15 protein-coding genes are annotated in these 14,561 nt (G+C 63.9%); 12 read left to right on the top strand and 3 right to left on the bottom strand.

Annotated features, from left to right (window positions below):
* Positions 1-4 precede the first annotated feature (4 nt).
* Positions 5-1,369, bottom strand: coding sequence for a coenzyme F420-0:L-glutamate ligase (locus AB0H22_RS01855; protein ID WP_180748495.1), 1,365 nt, complete (start codon positions 1,367-1,369; stop codon positions 5-7).
* Complete coding sequence (gene cofD, locus AB0H22_RS01850; protein WP_358144398.1) at positions 1,366-2,334, bottom strand: 2-phospho-L-lactate transferase; 969 nt, start codon at positions 2,332-2,334, stop codon at positions 1,366-1,368. Before cofD ends, AB0H22_RS01855 begins: the two co-directional genes overlap by 4 nt.
* 380 nt (positions 2,335-2,714) lie before the next feature.
* Between cofD and AB0H22_RS01845 the strand changes: the two genes are divergently transcribed.
* Positions 2,715-2,978 carry a WhiB family transcriptional regulator gene (locus tag AB0H22_RS01845; RefSeq protein WP_180749686.1) on the top strand — a complete coding sequence of 88 codons (264 nt, stop codon included), beginning with the start codon at positions 2,715-2,717 and terminating at the stop codon, positions 2,976-2,978.
* Positions 2,979-3,008: 30 nt separating this feature from the next.
* On the opposite strand, the gene AB0H22_RS01840 is transcribed toward AB0H22_RS01845, so the two are convergent.
* The gene (locus AB0H22_RS01840) at positions 3,009-3,509 is read right to left on the bottom strand and encodes a metallopeptidase family protein (RefSeq protein ID WP_180748493.1); all 501 of its coding nucleotides are present in this window, start codon (positions 3,507-3,509) and stop codon (positions 3,009-3,011) included.
* A 179-nt stretch (positions 3,510-3,688) separates the two neighbouring features.
* On the opposite strand from AB0H22_RS01840, the gene AB0H22_RS01835 reads away from it, so the two are divergent.
* The 11 genes from AB0H22_RS01835 (at position 3,689) to ahcY (ending at position 14,523) form a co-directional block, all read left to right on the top strand.
* On the top strand, positions 3,689-4,105 hold the full coding sequence (locus AB0H22_RS01835; RefSeq protein WP_180748492.1) for a DUF3499 domain-containing protein: 417 nt from the start codon (positions 3,689-3,691) through the stop codon (positions 4,103-4,105).
* A 186-nt stretch (positions 4,106-4,291) separates the two neighbouring features.
* The gene (locus tag AB0H22_RS01830; protein WP_358144395.1) at positions 4,292-5,692 is read left to right on the top strand and encodes a phosphomannomutase/phosphoglucomutase; all 1,401 of its coding nucleotides are present in this window, start codon (positions 4,292-4,294) and stop codon (positions 5,690-5,692) included.
* Positions 5,692-6,759 carry a TobH protein gene (locus AB0H22_RS01825; protein WP_180748490.1) on the top strand — a complete coding sequence of 356 codons (1,068 nt, stop codon included), beginning with the start codon at positions 5,692-5,694 and terminating at the stop codon, positions 6,757-6,759. The genes AB0H22_RS01830 and AB0H22_RS01825 overlap by 1 nt, the downstream gene beginning before the upstream one ends.
* Positions 6,756-7,973 carry a mannose-6-phosphate isomerase, class I gene (gene manA, locus AB0H22_RS01820; protein ID WP_358144392.1) on the top strand — a complete coding sequence of 406 codons (1,218 nt, stop codon included), beginning with the start codon at positions 6,756-6,758 and terminating at the stop codon, positions 7,971-7,973. Before AB0H22_RS01825 ends, manA begins: the two co-directional genes overlap by 4 nt.
* A gap of 43 nt (positions 7,974-8,016) precedes the next feature.
* Positions 8,017-8,940, top strand: a complete 924-nt coding sequence (locus AB0H22_RS01815; protein WP_180748488.1) for a cation diffusion facilitator family transporter — start codon at positions 8,017-8,019, stop codon at positions 8,938-8,940.
* A 53-nt stretch (positions 8,941-8,993) separates the two neighbouring features.
* Positions 8,994-10,469, top strand: a complete 1,476-nt coding sequence (locus AB0H22_RS01810) for an amino acid permease (RefSeq protein WP_180748487.1) — start codon at positions 8,994-8,996, stop codon at positions 10,467-10,469.
* A 224-nt stretch (positions 10,470-10,693) separates the two neighbouring features.
* Positions 10,694-11,923 (top strand): alkane 1-monooxygenase, encoded by a 1,230-nt coding sequence (locus tag AB0H22_RS01805; RefSeq protein ID WP_358144390.1) that lies wholly within the window; start codon positions 10,694-10,696, stop codon positions 11,921-11,923.
* A gap of 1 nt (position 11,924) precedes the next feature.
* Positions 11,925-12,101: a rubredoxin gene (locus AB0H22_RS01800; protein ID WP_180748485.1), complete on the top strand. Its 177-nt coding sequence runs from the start codon at positions 11,925-11,927 to the stop codon at positions 12,099-12,101.
* Positions 12,098-12,286 (top strand): rubredoxin, encoded by a 189-nt coding sequence (locus AB0H22_RS01795; RefSeq protein WP_180748484.1) that lies wholly within the window; start codon positions 12,098-12,100, stop codon positions 12,284-12,286. Before AB0H22_RS01800 ends, AB0H22_RS01795 begins: the two co-directional genes overlap by 4 nt.
* 55 nt (positions 12,287-12,341) lie before the next feature.
* Positions 12,342-12,938 (top strand): TetR family transcriptional regulator, encoded by a 597-nt coding sequence (locus AB0H22_RS01790; protein WP_180749685.1) that lies wholly within the window; start codon positions 12,342-12,344, stop codon positions 12,936-12,938.
* A 124-nt stretch (positions 12,939-13,062) separates the two neighbouring features.
* Positions 13,063-14,523, top strand: coding sequence for an adenosylhomocysteinase (gene ahcY, locus AB0H22_RS01785; RefSeq protein WP_180748483.1), 1,461 nt, complete (start codon positions 13,063-13,065; stop codon positions 14,521-14,523).
* Positions 14,524-14,561: the final 38 nt, after the last annotated feature.

The raw sequence follows: 14,561 nt of genomic DNA, 5'->3' as shown, positions 1-14,561 counted from the left end.
CTCGTCACAATTCCACCAGCATCTGGCCGGGTGGCAGGGGAGAGCGTGGTTCCAGTGGCTCGGACGGATAGCCAATCGCGATGGCTCCCATCGGTTCCCACGACGCTTCTAGCCCCAGTTGGCTGCGCACGACATCTCCCGCGAAGATGGTGGACCCAATCCAGCAGCTGCCCACACCTCGCGCGGCCAACGTCACCAGCAGTGCCTGTACCGCTGCGCCGACTGCGACGGTGAACATGGTGCGTTCCGCGCCGGTGCGACGCTCGTCGGGATAGTCGTGGGCGCCGTCGGGCACCAGGAACGGGATCACGACTTCCGGCGCGTCATAGAGGATCTGTCCGCGTGCCACCCGCTTGTCCACGGATTCGGGGGTGCGGCCGTCCCCGGTGAGGTCGCCGGCCCATGCCTGCTTCATGGCATCCAAGAGAGCGTGCCGCATTGTCAGATCCCGCACCCACACGAATCGCACCGGATGGGTGTGATGCGGAGCGGGTGCGGTCAGCGCCTCGCCGATGGCTTCGCGTAGCAGGTCGGGATCCACTGCGGTGTCGGTGAATTGTCGGACTGAGCGGCGTACCAGTACCGCGTCGCGGCGGCCCTGCTCCAAGGCTTCGGCGGTGCCGAGCCAGAACAAGTCGTCCGGACCCGAGCGCAAGAGATCGCGGGCGACGCTGCCGTCGTCGGGCACCGAAAGTCCTCGCACCACCGCTACCGGCACGTCGGTGAGCTTGCCCTTGACCAAATCGGCTGCAGCCGCAATCTCATCGGCTATGGCGACCTCGGTCACCTGAAGCTCGTTGCCGTGCTTATCTTTTGCACCGGCGTAGGCGTAGAGGACGGATATGCCGGAGGAGCCGATGGCCGCATCGGTCTGGCCGTTGCGCCAGGCTCGCCCCATGGTGTCGGTGACCACTACCGCCACGTTCACGCTCAGCTGCCGTGACAGTGCCGCCCGGACCGCCGCAGCGCTGCCGTCGGGGTCGACGGGAAGCAACACGAGTTCGGCCGTGTCCACATTGGATGCGTCGATTCCGGCGGCGGCCTGCACGATGCCGATGGTGTTCTCGGTGATCAGCGTCTTGCCCTTGCGGGCTAACACGCGGACCGACTCGGAATCGATCAGTTTGCGCCGCAGGCTGTCTCGGGCCTCGGGATCGGTGGGTGCGGCGACGATCCGGCCCTCGGCCTTGGAGATGATTTTGCTGGTGATCACCACCACATCACCGTCGCGTAGCCACGGTGCCGCCGCGGCTATGGCCGCGGCCACATCGTCACCGGGGCGGAATTCGGGTAAACCCGCGACCGGTAGGATTTCGATCGGCTTGGCCGAACCATGTTCGGGTGCAGGGGAATCCGCAGGTGAATTCATAGTTTCACTCCGGCCAGGTCGAGTCCCGCACGCACCATCGCCGCCGTTGCGTCCGGGTCGGTCATGAGCAGCGGAACCGACCGTACCTGAACTCCCTCAATGTGAGCTGCATCACCCTCGTCGACCAGCCAGCCGTCCAGGATGCCGGTCTGCGCGCGGGCGCCGAAGTGTTCTCCGACACCCTGTGAGCTCACCTCGACACCGATCACGCGCAAACAATCGTCGGCCATTCCGCGGAGCGGCTTCCCGGACACGATCGGCGAGTAACCGATCACCGGAGCCGAGGTTGTGCGGAGCGCCCCGCGAACTCCACCCACCGCCAAGATGGCCCCGATGCTGACCACCGGATTGGACGGCGCCAGCAAGACCACATCGGCGTCGGCGATGGCCTCGGCAACGCTCGGGGTGGCCTTTGCTTCGTCCGCTCCGACGAACGCGAAGCTGTGTGTGGGGACCTGCGCCCGATGCTGCACCCACCACTGTTGGAAATGGATCGCGCGCTGCTCTCCGTCGGCGGGGTCGGTGATCACCACGTGGGTCTCACACCGGTCGTCGCTGGCGGGTAACAGGCGGACCCCGGGCTGCCATCGATTGCATAACGCTTCGGTGACCGCTGATAGCGGGTAACCGGCTCGCAGCATTTGACTGCGTATGAGGTGAGTGGCCAGGTCCCTGTCGCCGAGCGAGAACCAGTCGGGCTGGGCGCCATAGGCGGCCAACTCCTCCATGGCGTTCCAGGTCTCGTCGCGGTGCCCCCAACCCCGCTCCGGGTCGACCCCCCCGCCGAGGGTGTACATGCAGGTGTCCAGGTCAGGGCAGATCCTGACGCCGTGCATCCAGGCGTCGTCGCCAATGTTCACGATGGCGTTTATCTGATGCTTGCTGGAATCTGATCCGAGCAAGCGCTGGACGCCGAGGAGGAAACGCGCTCCGCCGACGCCGCCGACGAGGACGGTGACTTTCACGTTGACCGAGACTAGTGCGCCGGCAATGATGCGACACGCCATGAGGGCGCCACGCCGTTTTTGTCGGTGGAAGATGGTATGAATTTTCGTCCTTCGCTTGACCCCGGCAGCGAACACGTGTGTAATCACAGCAGTGTCATTCCTCGGGCTGAGTTTGTAAGTCTCAGGCGCAGACCGGGATTCGATCAAATGTTCGAATCGAAATGGCCGGAAGTGAAGATTGTGGCACGAAACCGGGCAATACGAGTTGTATTCGGATGCGACAGGAACAGTGAGGAGGCGGGACGATGCTGTTCGGACACAGTGAATTTGGTGTACACGACGAGCTGAGTTCCGGCGTTGGCACGGGTGCGACGGGCTTACCGCCCGCACGTCCGCATCTGACGTTGGTACAGAACGATTTTGACGCGGTGTTGGGTGCCGCCGACGACCAGTGGCAAGAGAAGGCGCTCTGCGCGCAGACCGATCCCGAGGCGTTCTTCCCTGAGAAGGGTGGGTCGACTCGTGAGGCCAAGCGCATCTGCCTGGGCTGCGAGGTCAAGGACGAGTGCCTTGAGTCCGCATTGGCCAATGACGAGCGGTTCGGCATTTGGGGTGGGTTGTCCGAGCGTGAGCGCCGTCGCTTGAAGCGCGGCATCATCTGATTCGGTGTTCTGTGTTCGCCCCAGGGTGAGTTAATCGCCCTCGTCGGTGATGGTTGGGTCGATCACCGACGGTTCCACCCCCAGATGGGTGGCAACCTGCGCGACCAGTAGATCGTGCAGGAGATCCGACAAATCTCCAGATTTCTTCGCGCGCAATTCGATCGGCTTTCGGAATAGGACAATCCGCGCCCGGGTGGTGTTACCCCGGGTGTCCACACCGGCCGGAATCAGTCTTGCCAGCGGAATCGGCCCGTCTGCGATCACTTCCGGCGGCCATTGCACCGAATCCGGATCCTTGGGTTGGATGCGTGGAATCTCGTCGACCGCGACGTCCAAACCCTCCAGCCGTGCCTGCCACGCCCGTTCGATCGGTTCGTAGGCCTCCAGGACTGCCATATCGAAGCGCTCGGCACGTGAGCGCCAGCCGGGAACGGTGGGCGGTAGGAGAGGTCCGCGGAATTCGCGACCCCTTCGAGAGCCCTGCGAGCTCGATCCTCCAGAGGACCCACCGCGTCGTCCATCACGTGACATGTCCCGAATGGTATTCGCGATCCGTGGGGAAGGTGAGGCTGCTGAGACTGGGGAATAGCAACGGGCAGGTCACCGCCCGGTCTCACGACGCTTACGTTCTTCGCGCAAGCGGCGCATCACCGCTGACACCAGCGTGTCTGCGAGTCGGAACGTGTTTGCGCGCGATAGCCTCAACGCTTGTGAGAGCCCCCCGTCGCTGCTGTCGGCCCGGGTGCCCGAGTTTCGCCGTGGCGACATTGACATTCGTCTACGCGGATTCGACGGCCGTGGTCGGGCCGCTGTCCACGTCCAGTGAGCCGCATTCGTGGGATCTGTGTGCGCAGCACGCGAGCCGGATCACCGCGCCCCGAGGCTGGGAGCTGGTCCGTTACAGCGGCCCCATGCCGTCGAATCCCGAGGACGACGACCTGGTGGCCCTGGCCGACGCCGTGCGGGAGTCGACAGGCGGCGTCCGGCGGGTGGCGGCCGCCGGTTTTAGTGAGCCGATGCTCGATGTCGGTACCCACGCGGCCCCCGCCGCGTCTCGGCCCGTGCATCCGGCTCCGGTCGGGCGACGCCGTGGGCACCTGCGGGTTCTCCCTGATCCCGTCGAGTGAGGCTGGTCCGAACGAGCATGACCTGCGAGTGAGACTTGGGTACCTTCGGCTCGGTCTGCTGACATTCTCTAACCACTCGCCGGACGTTCACGTTCGATGCGGGCCGACCACTAGGCTGGCCAGCGATACCTAACGTCCTTCTCTCAACAGACCAACTCTCAATAGACCCATAGGAGAGCTTTCGTCATGGCCCGGTCCGCTGACGCTGTCCACGCCGTCATCAAGGCGTACGACGTCCGTGGCCTATTGGGCGAGCAGATCGACGAGTCCTTTGTCTTCGACGTGGGGTCCGCGTTCGCGCGGCTGGTCAGGGCGGAGTCCGCCGACCCCGACGGTCCGCTGCGGATCGTGGTGGGGCGCGATATGCGCGACTCGTCGCCGGGTTTGGCGCGGGCGTTCACCGACGGTGTCACCGCCCAGGGGCTCGACGTCGTGCTGATCGGACTCGCATCGACCGACCAGCTGTATTTCGCTTCCGGGTTGTTGGACTGTCCGGGGGCCATGTTTACCGCCAGTCATAATCCGGCCGCGTACAACGGAATCAAATTGTGCCGCGCGGGCGCTAAGCCGGTGGGCAAGGACAGCGGCTTGTCCATCATTAGCGATGAGCTCATCAACGGCGTGCCGACATACGACGGTCCGAATGGCACCGTCGCCGAGCGGGACGTCCTCGCCGAGTACGGCGATTTCCTGCGGTCACTGGTTCAGTTGAGCGGGGCTCGTCCGCTTCGGGTGGCGGTAGACGCAGGCAACGGTATGGCCGGGCACACGACGCCGGCAGTGCTGGGTGCCATTCCGTCGATCACGCTCGCGCCGTTGTACTTCGAGCTGGACGGTAATTTCCCCAATCACGAGGCCAATCCGCTCGATCCCGAGAACCTGCGTGATCTGCAGGCATTCGTCACCGCCGAAGGTGCCGATATCGGACTTGCCTTCGATGGTGATGCCGACCGGTGTTTCGTGGTCGATGAGCGCGGACGCGCCGTATCACCCTCTGCGGTAACCGCTTTGGTAGCGCGCCGAGAGCTGGAGCGGGAGATCGGCGGCACCGTGATCCATAACCTGATCACGTCGCGTGCGGTGCCCGAGCTTGTGATCGAGCACGGCGGGACGCCGGTGCGGTCCCGAGTGGGTCACTCATACATCAAGGCGCTGATGGCCGAGACCGGCGCGATCTTCGGTGGTGAGCATTCCGCTCACTATTACTTCCGCGACTTCTGGGGCGCCGACTCGGGCATGCTGGCGGCCCTGCACGTGCTCGCGGCGCTCAGTGAACAGGACCGGCTGTTATCGGACCTCATGGCGGACTACGAGCGGTACGCGTCCTCCGGTGAGATCAATTTCCGCGTCTCGGATGCCAGGGCTTGTGTCGACGAGGTACTGAAATCATTTGGCACACAGATCATTTCGATTGACCACCTGGATGGCGTCACCGTCGATATCGGTACCGGAACGTGGTTCAACCTCCGCACGTCCAACACCGAGCCACTGCTGCGCCTCAATGTCGAGGCGCGCACCGATGAAGATGTGGCCGCCGTGGTCGCACGTGTCACCGAGCTGGTCGGCCGTACTGAGGCCGCGACCTGATGAACGCCACAATCGATCTGGATGACGCCGAGGCGCTATTGGCGGCCGATCGGGATGGCTCGCTGGAGGCCGCGTCCATGGCCGGCGCTCAGGTGCGTGCGGTGGGTACCGCCCTCGCCGAGGGAGCCCTGGATTCCCTCCGCTCGGAAGACCGATTGCGCACCGTCGTGTGGGTTGCGGGTCGGGGTACGGCCGCGACAGCGGGAGCGATTCTGGCCGGCGCTCTTTCGGACACGGTGAACCTTCCGTTCGTGACCGCCGCACAGGCGCCGGTGTGGTTGGGGCCGCTGGATGTCATGGTGGTCGCCGGTGACGACGCCGGTGACCCGGCCCTGAGTGCGGCGGTGTCGGTGGGTACTCGCCGTGGTGCTCGAGTGGTGATCGCCGCCCCTGATGAGGGTCCGCTGGCGGATTCCGGTGCCGGTCGTGCGATTTCGTTGGCCCCCCGATTGCGTGTGCCGGACACGTTTAGCCTTGCGCACAATCTTGCGGTAGGTGCGGCCGTGCTCGGCGTGGTGGACAGGTCCGTTGCGCCCGATGTCATGACCATCGCCGACGAGGTGGACGGCGAGGTTTCCCGGAACACCGTGGGGCGGGAGGTCTTCACCAACGCCGCCAAGGCGATCGCCGCGCGCTTGGCCGGTGGTCCCGTGGTGTTGTGCGGAGATCGGTCGGCCACGCTGGCACTTGCTCAACATGCGGCGGTCACACTGCTGCGGCTGACCCAGCGCACCGTCACCTCATGTGGACTTTCGCAGGCGTTGGCTGCGATGCGGGATGCCTTGTCGGGCAGGGGCTCTGGTAGTGCCTCGCTGTTCCACGACGAGTTCATCGATGGTCCTCGTGGCGTCGGACCGCCGCGGATATTGGCTCTTGCTACCGACAAGGACTTCCAAGCTGTCGCGGCGAGGATCGAGGGTGTCGACGACACCGAGCTCGTGGCCACCACCGACCTCGGCGAGGTGGCGGCACGACCATCGGAGCTGGCGCAGCTGATGATGCTCGCGACACGGTTCGAAATGGCCTCGGTCTACGCCCGGCTTGGCGGGGGGAGATCCGGGCCGTGAATCTACTCAGGGGGGCGATCAGGACGTACGCCTGGGGTTCGCGAACAGCCATCGCCGAGTTCACCGGACGCCCAACGCCTACACCGCATCCGGAAGCCGAGCTTTGGCTGGGTGCGCATCCGGCCGATCCCGCGTACCTGGAAACAGGCGGCGGTGCAAAGTCATTGCTCGACGTGGTGGCCGCGGATCCGGCCGGGCAGTTGGGTTCGGCGTCGGTGGCAGAGTTCGGTGATCAGCTGCCCTTCCTGCTCAAGGTGCTGGCCGCCGATGAGCCGCTGTCGTTGCAGGCGCACCCCAGCGCGCAGCAGGCGGCCGACGGGTACGCGCGCGAAGAGGCGGCCGGCGTGCCGCTCAACTCCCCGGTGCGCAATTACCGCGATCGCAATCACAAGCCGGAACTGGTAGTAGCGCTGGACCGTTTCGAGGCGTTGGCCGGCTTCCGCGACCCCGGCGACACCATGGCGCTGTTTCATGCCCTGGATGTCGACGAGCTGACGCCGTATGTGAATCTGCTGGACGGCCAATCCGACGCAGACGGACTCCGGGCCTTGTTCACCACCTGGATAACCCTTCCGCAGCCGAGCTTGGATCTGTTGGTGCCGGCGGTGCTGGACGGCGCGGTGCGCTATCTGTCCTCCGACAACGTGCGCTTTCGTGCCGAGGCGCGCACCCTCCTGGAGTTGGGTGAGCGTTATCCCGCTGATGCCGGAGTGCTTGCATCCCTGTTGTTGAATCGGCTCACGCTGGAACCGGGGGAGGGGATCTATCTGCCTGCCGGAAACCTGCACGCATATCTGCGTGGCCTTGCGGTAGAGGTCATGGCCAACTCCGACAACGTCTTGCGCGGCGGACTGACCCCGAAACACGTCGACGTACCCGAGCTGCTTCGAGTGCTGGATTTTTCACCTGCTGCGGAAAAGCATCTGCACGTCGAGACGGTCACCGACGGTGCGGAAACCCGGTATCGCACGCCTGCGAAGGAGTTCGCGTTGTCCCGTTTCGATCTCGTGGACGGTGAGCGAACGGCTGTCGGGGTCAAGGGGCCGCGGATACTGCTCTGCACCCAGGGCAGCGTGAGGCTGGACGGTTCGGAGACGGACCTCAGGGTGCGCGCCGGACAGTCGGTGTGGGTGCCGGCCGACGGTGGAAGTGTCACGCTGACTGGGCAGTCCGCTGCCCGGGTGTTCTTGGCGACAGTCGACGCGGACGCGTAGCGATCTACCGGGGCAAGACGAGTCGGGGACAGAAGGAGAGACGATGTCGGCAGGCGGTAGTAAGAAGGCGATCATTGCGGCCCTGGCAGCCAATGCCGGTATCGCGGTGGCCAAGTTCGCCGGCTTTCTGATTACCGGGAGTTCGTCGATGCTCGCCGAGTCCGTGCACTCGGTGGCGGACACCTCGAACCAGGGCCTGCTGCTCTATGGACAGCGTGCCGCGAGCAGGGAAGCAGATCGCCTGCACCCGTTCGGGTATGGGCGCAGCCGATTCTTCTACTCCTTTGTGGTCGCACTGGTGTTGTTCACGCTCGGTTCGGTCTTTGCCCTGTACGAGGGCTATCACAAGGTGCACGCCCCCGAGCATCTTTCTTCTCCTATCGTCGCGATCGTGATCCTGGTCCTTGCGATAGGGCTGGAGGGCTACAGCTTCCGCACAGCGTTCGTGGAGTCCAAGCCACTGAAGGGCAAGGCCAGCTGGTGGCAGTTCATCCGCAACTCACGCAATCCTGAGCTCCCGGTCGTGCTGCTTGAGGACACGGGTGCCCTGCTGGGGTTGGTGTTCGCGCTGTTCGGCGTTGGTATGACGATCGCGACCGGCGACCCGATATGGGACGGCATCGGCACCATGGCGATCGGCGTGCTGCTGGGCATCATCGCGATCGTCCTGATGGTCGAGATGAAGAGTCTGTTGATCGGCGAGGGCGCGACCGCAGCGCAGGAGCGGGCGATCCTGGACGCGCTGGCCGGCACCGATCACGTTGATCGGGTAATCCATTGCCGTACCCAGTATCTGGGCCCGGAGGAGCTTCTGGTCGCGGCGAAGATCGCGATTTCACCGAAAGCGGACCTGCCGCGGGTCGCTGCCACGATCGACGGTGCCGAGCAGCGGGTGCGGGAGGCGGTTCCGATCGCGACGGTGATCTACCTTGAGCCCGATCTGGATCGTTCGCCCGCCGATTCTTAGCTAGACGGCGTGATCAACCGTCGTGAGCATGGGGCTTGTGCGAGACTGCCGTAATGCCGGGTAGCGGATTGTGGCGTACGAAGTCTGTCGAACAGTCGATCGCGGATACCGACGAGCCGGAGACCAAGCTCCGTCGGGACCTAACCTGGTGGGATCTCACCGTTTTCGGCGTCTCGGTGGTCATCGGTGCCGGTATCTTCACCGTCACCGCGTCTACGGCGGCCAATGTCACCGGGCCTGCGATCTCGCTGTCATTCATCATGGCCGCGCTCGGGTGCGGCCTGGCGGCGATGTGCTACGCCGAATTCGCCTCCACCATCCCGGTTGCCGGTAGCGCCTATACGTTCTCCTATGCGACATTCGGCGAGTTCGCTGCCTGGATCCTGGGCTGGGATCTCATTCTGGAGTTCTCGGTTGGCGCGGCCACTGTCGCCAAGGGCTGGTCGAGTTATCTGAGCACCGTATTTGGGTTCTCCAGTAGCACAGTGCATCTCGGGTCGCTCAAGGTCGACTGGGGTGCGTTGCTCATCGTTTCCGTGTTGACGGTGCTTCTCGCTTTCGGCACCAAGCTGTCCTCACGGGTGTCCCTCGTCGTCACGACCGTCAAGGTTCTGGTGGTGCTGCTGGTGATCATCGTCGGTGCCTTTTTCATCAAGGCGTCCAACTACACGCCGTTCATCCCGCCGCCGGAGGCCGGTGGTTCCAGCAGGACCGGACTGGATCAGTCGTTGTTCTCATTCATTGCCGGCGGTTCTGGAAGTCAGTACGGCTGGTTCGGTGTGCTGGCCGGCGCCTCGATCGTGTTCTTCGCATTCATCGGTTTCGATGTCGTCGCCACGACCGCGGAGGAAACCCGGAATCCGCAAAAGGATGTGCCGCGCGGCATCATCGCGTCGCTCGTGATCGTCACCGTCCTGTATGTCGCGGTCACCGTGGTGCTCTCCGGCATGGTCAAGTACAGCGACCTCCGAGCAGCCGACTCGCACCCGAATCTGTCCACGGCCTTCCACCTGAACGGCGTCGACTGGGCAGCCAAGGTCATCGCCATCGGTGCGCTGGCCGGGCTGACCACCGTGGTCATGGTGCTGATGCTTGGGCAGATCCGGGTCATCTTCGCAATGTGTAGGGACGGACTTTTACCGCGTGAGCTGGCGAGAACCGGATCGCACGGTACGCCGACACGGATCACCCTGATCGTCGGCTTCCTTGTCGCGCTGGCCGCAGCCTTCACCCCGATCGAAGGTCTGGAGGAGATCGTCAACGTCGGCACGTTGTTTGCTTTCGTGCTCGTCTCGGCCGGCGTCATCGTGTTGCGGCGGTCCCGGCCTGACCTGCCGCGTGCCTTCCGGGCCCCGGGTGTGCCGTGGCTGCCGATCATCGCGATCCTCGCCTGCGGATGGTTGATGCTCAACCTTGCTGTGCGCACCTGGCTGTTCGCGTTGGCGTGGATGGCTATCGGTGTCGTCGTCTACTTCGCCTACAGCCGTCGGCACTCAGTACTCGGGTTACGTGTAGCCGTCGACCAGTAGCCCTCCCACAACGCCGACCGTGGGCGTTGTGGACACAAAGTCTGACTCTGCTGTCCCTAACTCCCATTCTCGGCGAATCTGCATCGACAACCAATGAGTGACGCGCGCCACCAGGCACTTTACAAAACATACTCATTTGTCTAGACAAGCGACGAAGTATCACCTATCGTCAAGTTTGTTCGGTGATGTACCTCACGCAGATTTCGACCGAGGAGACAGTGACGATGACGTCCAACCTTGAAGCAGCCCATGACCTGCCCGTCCAGTGGCGCGACCGCAAGCGCTACATGTGGCTCTACGGGATGATCCCGCCCACCGCGATCTTCATCGCGACAGGGTTGGTCTATGTGATGAACCAGCTCGGCTGGCAGCAGATCTCGCCACTGTTTTTCTGGATCGGTCCCGCGCTGCTGTACGTGATCTTGCCGGCGCTGGATCTGCGCTTCGGGCCCGACGGCGAGAACCCGCCCGATGAGGCGATGGAGGCGCTGGAGAACGACAAGTACTACCGGTACTGCACCTACATCTTCATCCCATTCCAGTACGCGAGCTTCTTCCTGGGCGCCTACTACTTCGCTGCCACCGACCTGAGCTGGATCGGGTTCGACCATGGCATCAGCTGGATCTCCAAGCTGGGCATCGCGCTCTCGATTGGTGTGCTTGGCGGCATCGGCATCAACACCGCCCACGAAATGGGGCATAAGAAGGACGAGTTGGAGCGCTGGCTCTCGAAGATCACGCTGGCGCAGACCTTCTACGGCCACTTCTACATCGAGCACAACCGCGGACATCACGTGCGCGTCGCGACTCCCGAGGATCCGGCCAGTTCACGCTTCGGCGAGACGTTCTGGGGCTTCTGGCCGCGCAGCGTCTGGGGCAGTCTGAAGTCCTCCTGGAATCTTGAGGCCACCCGCATGAAGCGGCTCAATCGGTTCGTACTGCACCCGAGTAACGACGTGGTCAACGCATGGCTGATGTCGGCAGTCCTGTTTGGTGTCACCATCGCGATCTTCGGCGCCGCGGTCATTCCGTACCTGGTCATCCAGGCAGTCTTCGGCTTCACTCTCCTGGAGACGGTGAACTATCTGGAGCACTATGGGCTGATGCGGCAGAAGGTTGCCGGTGGACGGTACGAGCGCTGCACGCCCAAGCACAGCTGGAACTCCGACCATCTGGTGACCAATATCTTCCTGTACCACCTGCAGCGGCACAGCGATCACCACGCCAACCCCACGCGGCGCTACCAGACCCTGCGCAGCATGGACGGCGCGCCGAACCTGCCCAGCGGATACGCGACGATGCTGACGCTGGCGTACTTCCCGCCGCTGTGGCGCAAGATCATGGATCAGCGGGTGTTGGAGCACTACGACGGCGACATCACCAAGGTGAACATCCAGCCGAGCAAGCGCACAAAGATTCTGGCCAAGTACGGCGTGACGGAAGAGGCGGCCTGACATGTCGCAGTACCGTTGCCCCGTATGTCAGTACCTGTACAACGAGAGCGCGGGAGCCCCTCGAGAGGGGTTCCCGGCGGGGACGGCGTGGTCGGAGATTCCCGACGACTGGTGCTGCCCTGATTGTGGAGTGCGCGAGAAGGTGGATTTCGAAGCCCTACAAGGAGCGGATTCATGAGCGACGACGACTACAAGCTGTTCGAATGCATGCAGTGTGGATTCCAGTACGACGAGGCACTGGGCTGGCCGGAGGATGGCATTGGGCCGGGCACTCGCTGGGACGATATTCCCGACGACTGGAGCTGCCCCGACTGCGGCGCCGCGAAGGCCGATTTCGCCATGGTGGAGATCGCGAGACCATGACATGACATTGACCGAGTACACCGCGCCTGCCAGGCTCCCCGGTGTGACGCCGCGAGTGCCGTATGCCGAGGCCGCGCGGGCGCTGCTTCGCGAATCGGTCCTCGATGCGCTCGGAGATCTTCTGCGGCAACAGGACTGGTCGGCGGTGACCATGTCCGATGTGGCCCGCCGGGCGGGAGTCAGCCGTCAGACGCTGTACAACGAGTTCGGCTCCCGACAGGGGTTGGCCCAGGGGTATGCGTTGCGATTGGCCATGCGGCTCGCCGGCGCCGTCAATGACGCGATCTACGCCCATGTCGGCGACATTCACGGCGCCCTGCACGCGGGATTCGCCGCGTTCTTCGCCGATAGCGCCGCCGATCCGATGGTTGTCTCGCTATTGACCGGCGAAGCCAAGCCCGAACTGATGCGCCTGGTAACGGTCGACAGCGCCACGATCGTGCTGCCGGCCTCCGCCCGGCTTACCGAGTCGTTCAAGAACAGCTGGGTGCGCGCCAGCGCGGAGGACGCGGCCATCCTCGCCCGGTCGATCGTGCGGCTGGCGATCAGTTACGTCTCCATGCCGCCGGAGTCCGACCATGACGTTGCCCTCGATATGGCGCGGCTGCTCTCGCCGTTTGTGGAAGCCAATGCGGCGACCCGCGACTCGTGACCTGCGCATCCACAAATCTCGCTACCTGATCTAACAATCGGCCGCTCGTACGCGCTAACCTGGTGACGGACCCCGGTAAGTCAAGGGGATTGACATACTTCACTAGAGGCGGAAGAGACAAAAGATGACCGAGCTGGTGGCCGACGTACGCAACGGCATTGATTACAAGGTGGCAGATCTTTCCGAGGCCGAGTTCGGCCGCAAGGAGATCCGCCTGGCCGAACACGAGATGCCGGGCCTGATGGAGCTGCGTCGCGAGTATGCGGATGTGCTGCCGCTCAAGGGCGCCCGCATCTCCGGCTCGCTGCATATGACCATCCAGACCGCGGTGCTGATCGAGACCCTGGTGTCTCTCGGCGCGGAGGTCCGCTGGGCGTCGTGCAACATCTTCTCCACACAGGACCACGCCGCGGCTGCAGTGGTTGTCGGGCCGCATGGCACTGAGGAAGAACCGAAGGGCACCCCGGTGTTCGCCTGGAAGGGCGAGAGCCTGGAGGAGTACTGGTGGGCCGCCGAGCAGATGCTGACGTGGCCGAACGAGCCCGCCAACATGATTCTCGACGACGGCGGCGACGCCACCATGCTCGTGCTGCGCGGCGCGCAGTACGAGAAGGCCGGTGTGGTGCCGCCCGAGGAGGAGAATGACTCGGCCGAGCACAAGGTGTTCCTCAACCTGATTCGTGCGCGGTTCGAAACCGACAAGGACAAGTGGACAAAGATCGCCGGATCGGTCCAGGGCGTCACCGAGGAGACCACCACCGGCGTGCTGCGCCTGTACCAGTTCGCGGCGGCGGGCGAGCTGTCGTTCCCGGCCATCAACGTCAACGACTCGGTGACCAAGAGCAAGTTCGACAACAAGTACGGCACTCGGCACTCGCTCGTCGACGGCATCAACCGCGGCACCGATGTGCTGATCGGTGGCAAGAAGATTCTGATCTGTGGTTACGGTGACGTCGGCAAGGGCTGCGCCGAGTCCCTGGCCGGGCAGGGCGCCCGGGTGCAGGTCACCGAGGTCGACCCGATCAACGCGCTGCAGGCGCTGATGGACGGGTTTGACGTCGTCACCGTCGAACAGGCGATCGGGAATGCCGATATCGTCGTCACCTCGACCGGCAACAAGGACATCATCCTGCTCGACCACATGAAGGCCATGAAGGACCAGGCGATCCTGGGCAACATCGGCCACTTCGACAACGAGATCGACATGGCTGCCCTGGAGAAGTCGGGTGCTACGCGGCTGAACATCAAGCCGCAGGTGGACCAGTGGACGTTCGGGGACTCGGGTAAGTCGATCATCGTGCTGTCCGAGGGCCGTCTGCTCAACCTGGGCAACGCGACCGGACACCCGTCCTTCGTGATGAGTAACAGCTTCTCGAACCAGGTGATCGCGCAGATCGAGCTGTGGACCAAGAACGACGAGTACGACAACGAGGTCTACCGGCTGGCCAAGCACCTCGACGAGAAGGTCGCCAAGATTCACGTGGAGGCGCTGGGTGGCACGCTGACCCGGCTCACCAAGGACCAGGCCGAGTACATCGGTGTGGACGTGGAAGGCCCGTACAAGCCGGAGCACTACCGCTACTGATCGCCGCTAATCTGCGTAGAGGCCCCTTGCACCCCGGT

Origin of the sequence: Mycobacterium sp. NPDC050853 (assembly GCF_040653875.1) — a bacterium.
Classification (GTDB): Bacteria; Actinomycetota; Actinomycetes; order Mycobacteriales; family Mycobacteriaceae; genus Mycobacterium.
The sequence above is the reverse complement of the archived record's forward strand: the minus strand, read 5'-3'. Positions and strand labels throughout refer to the sequence as shown.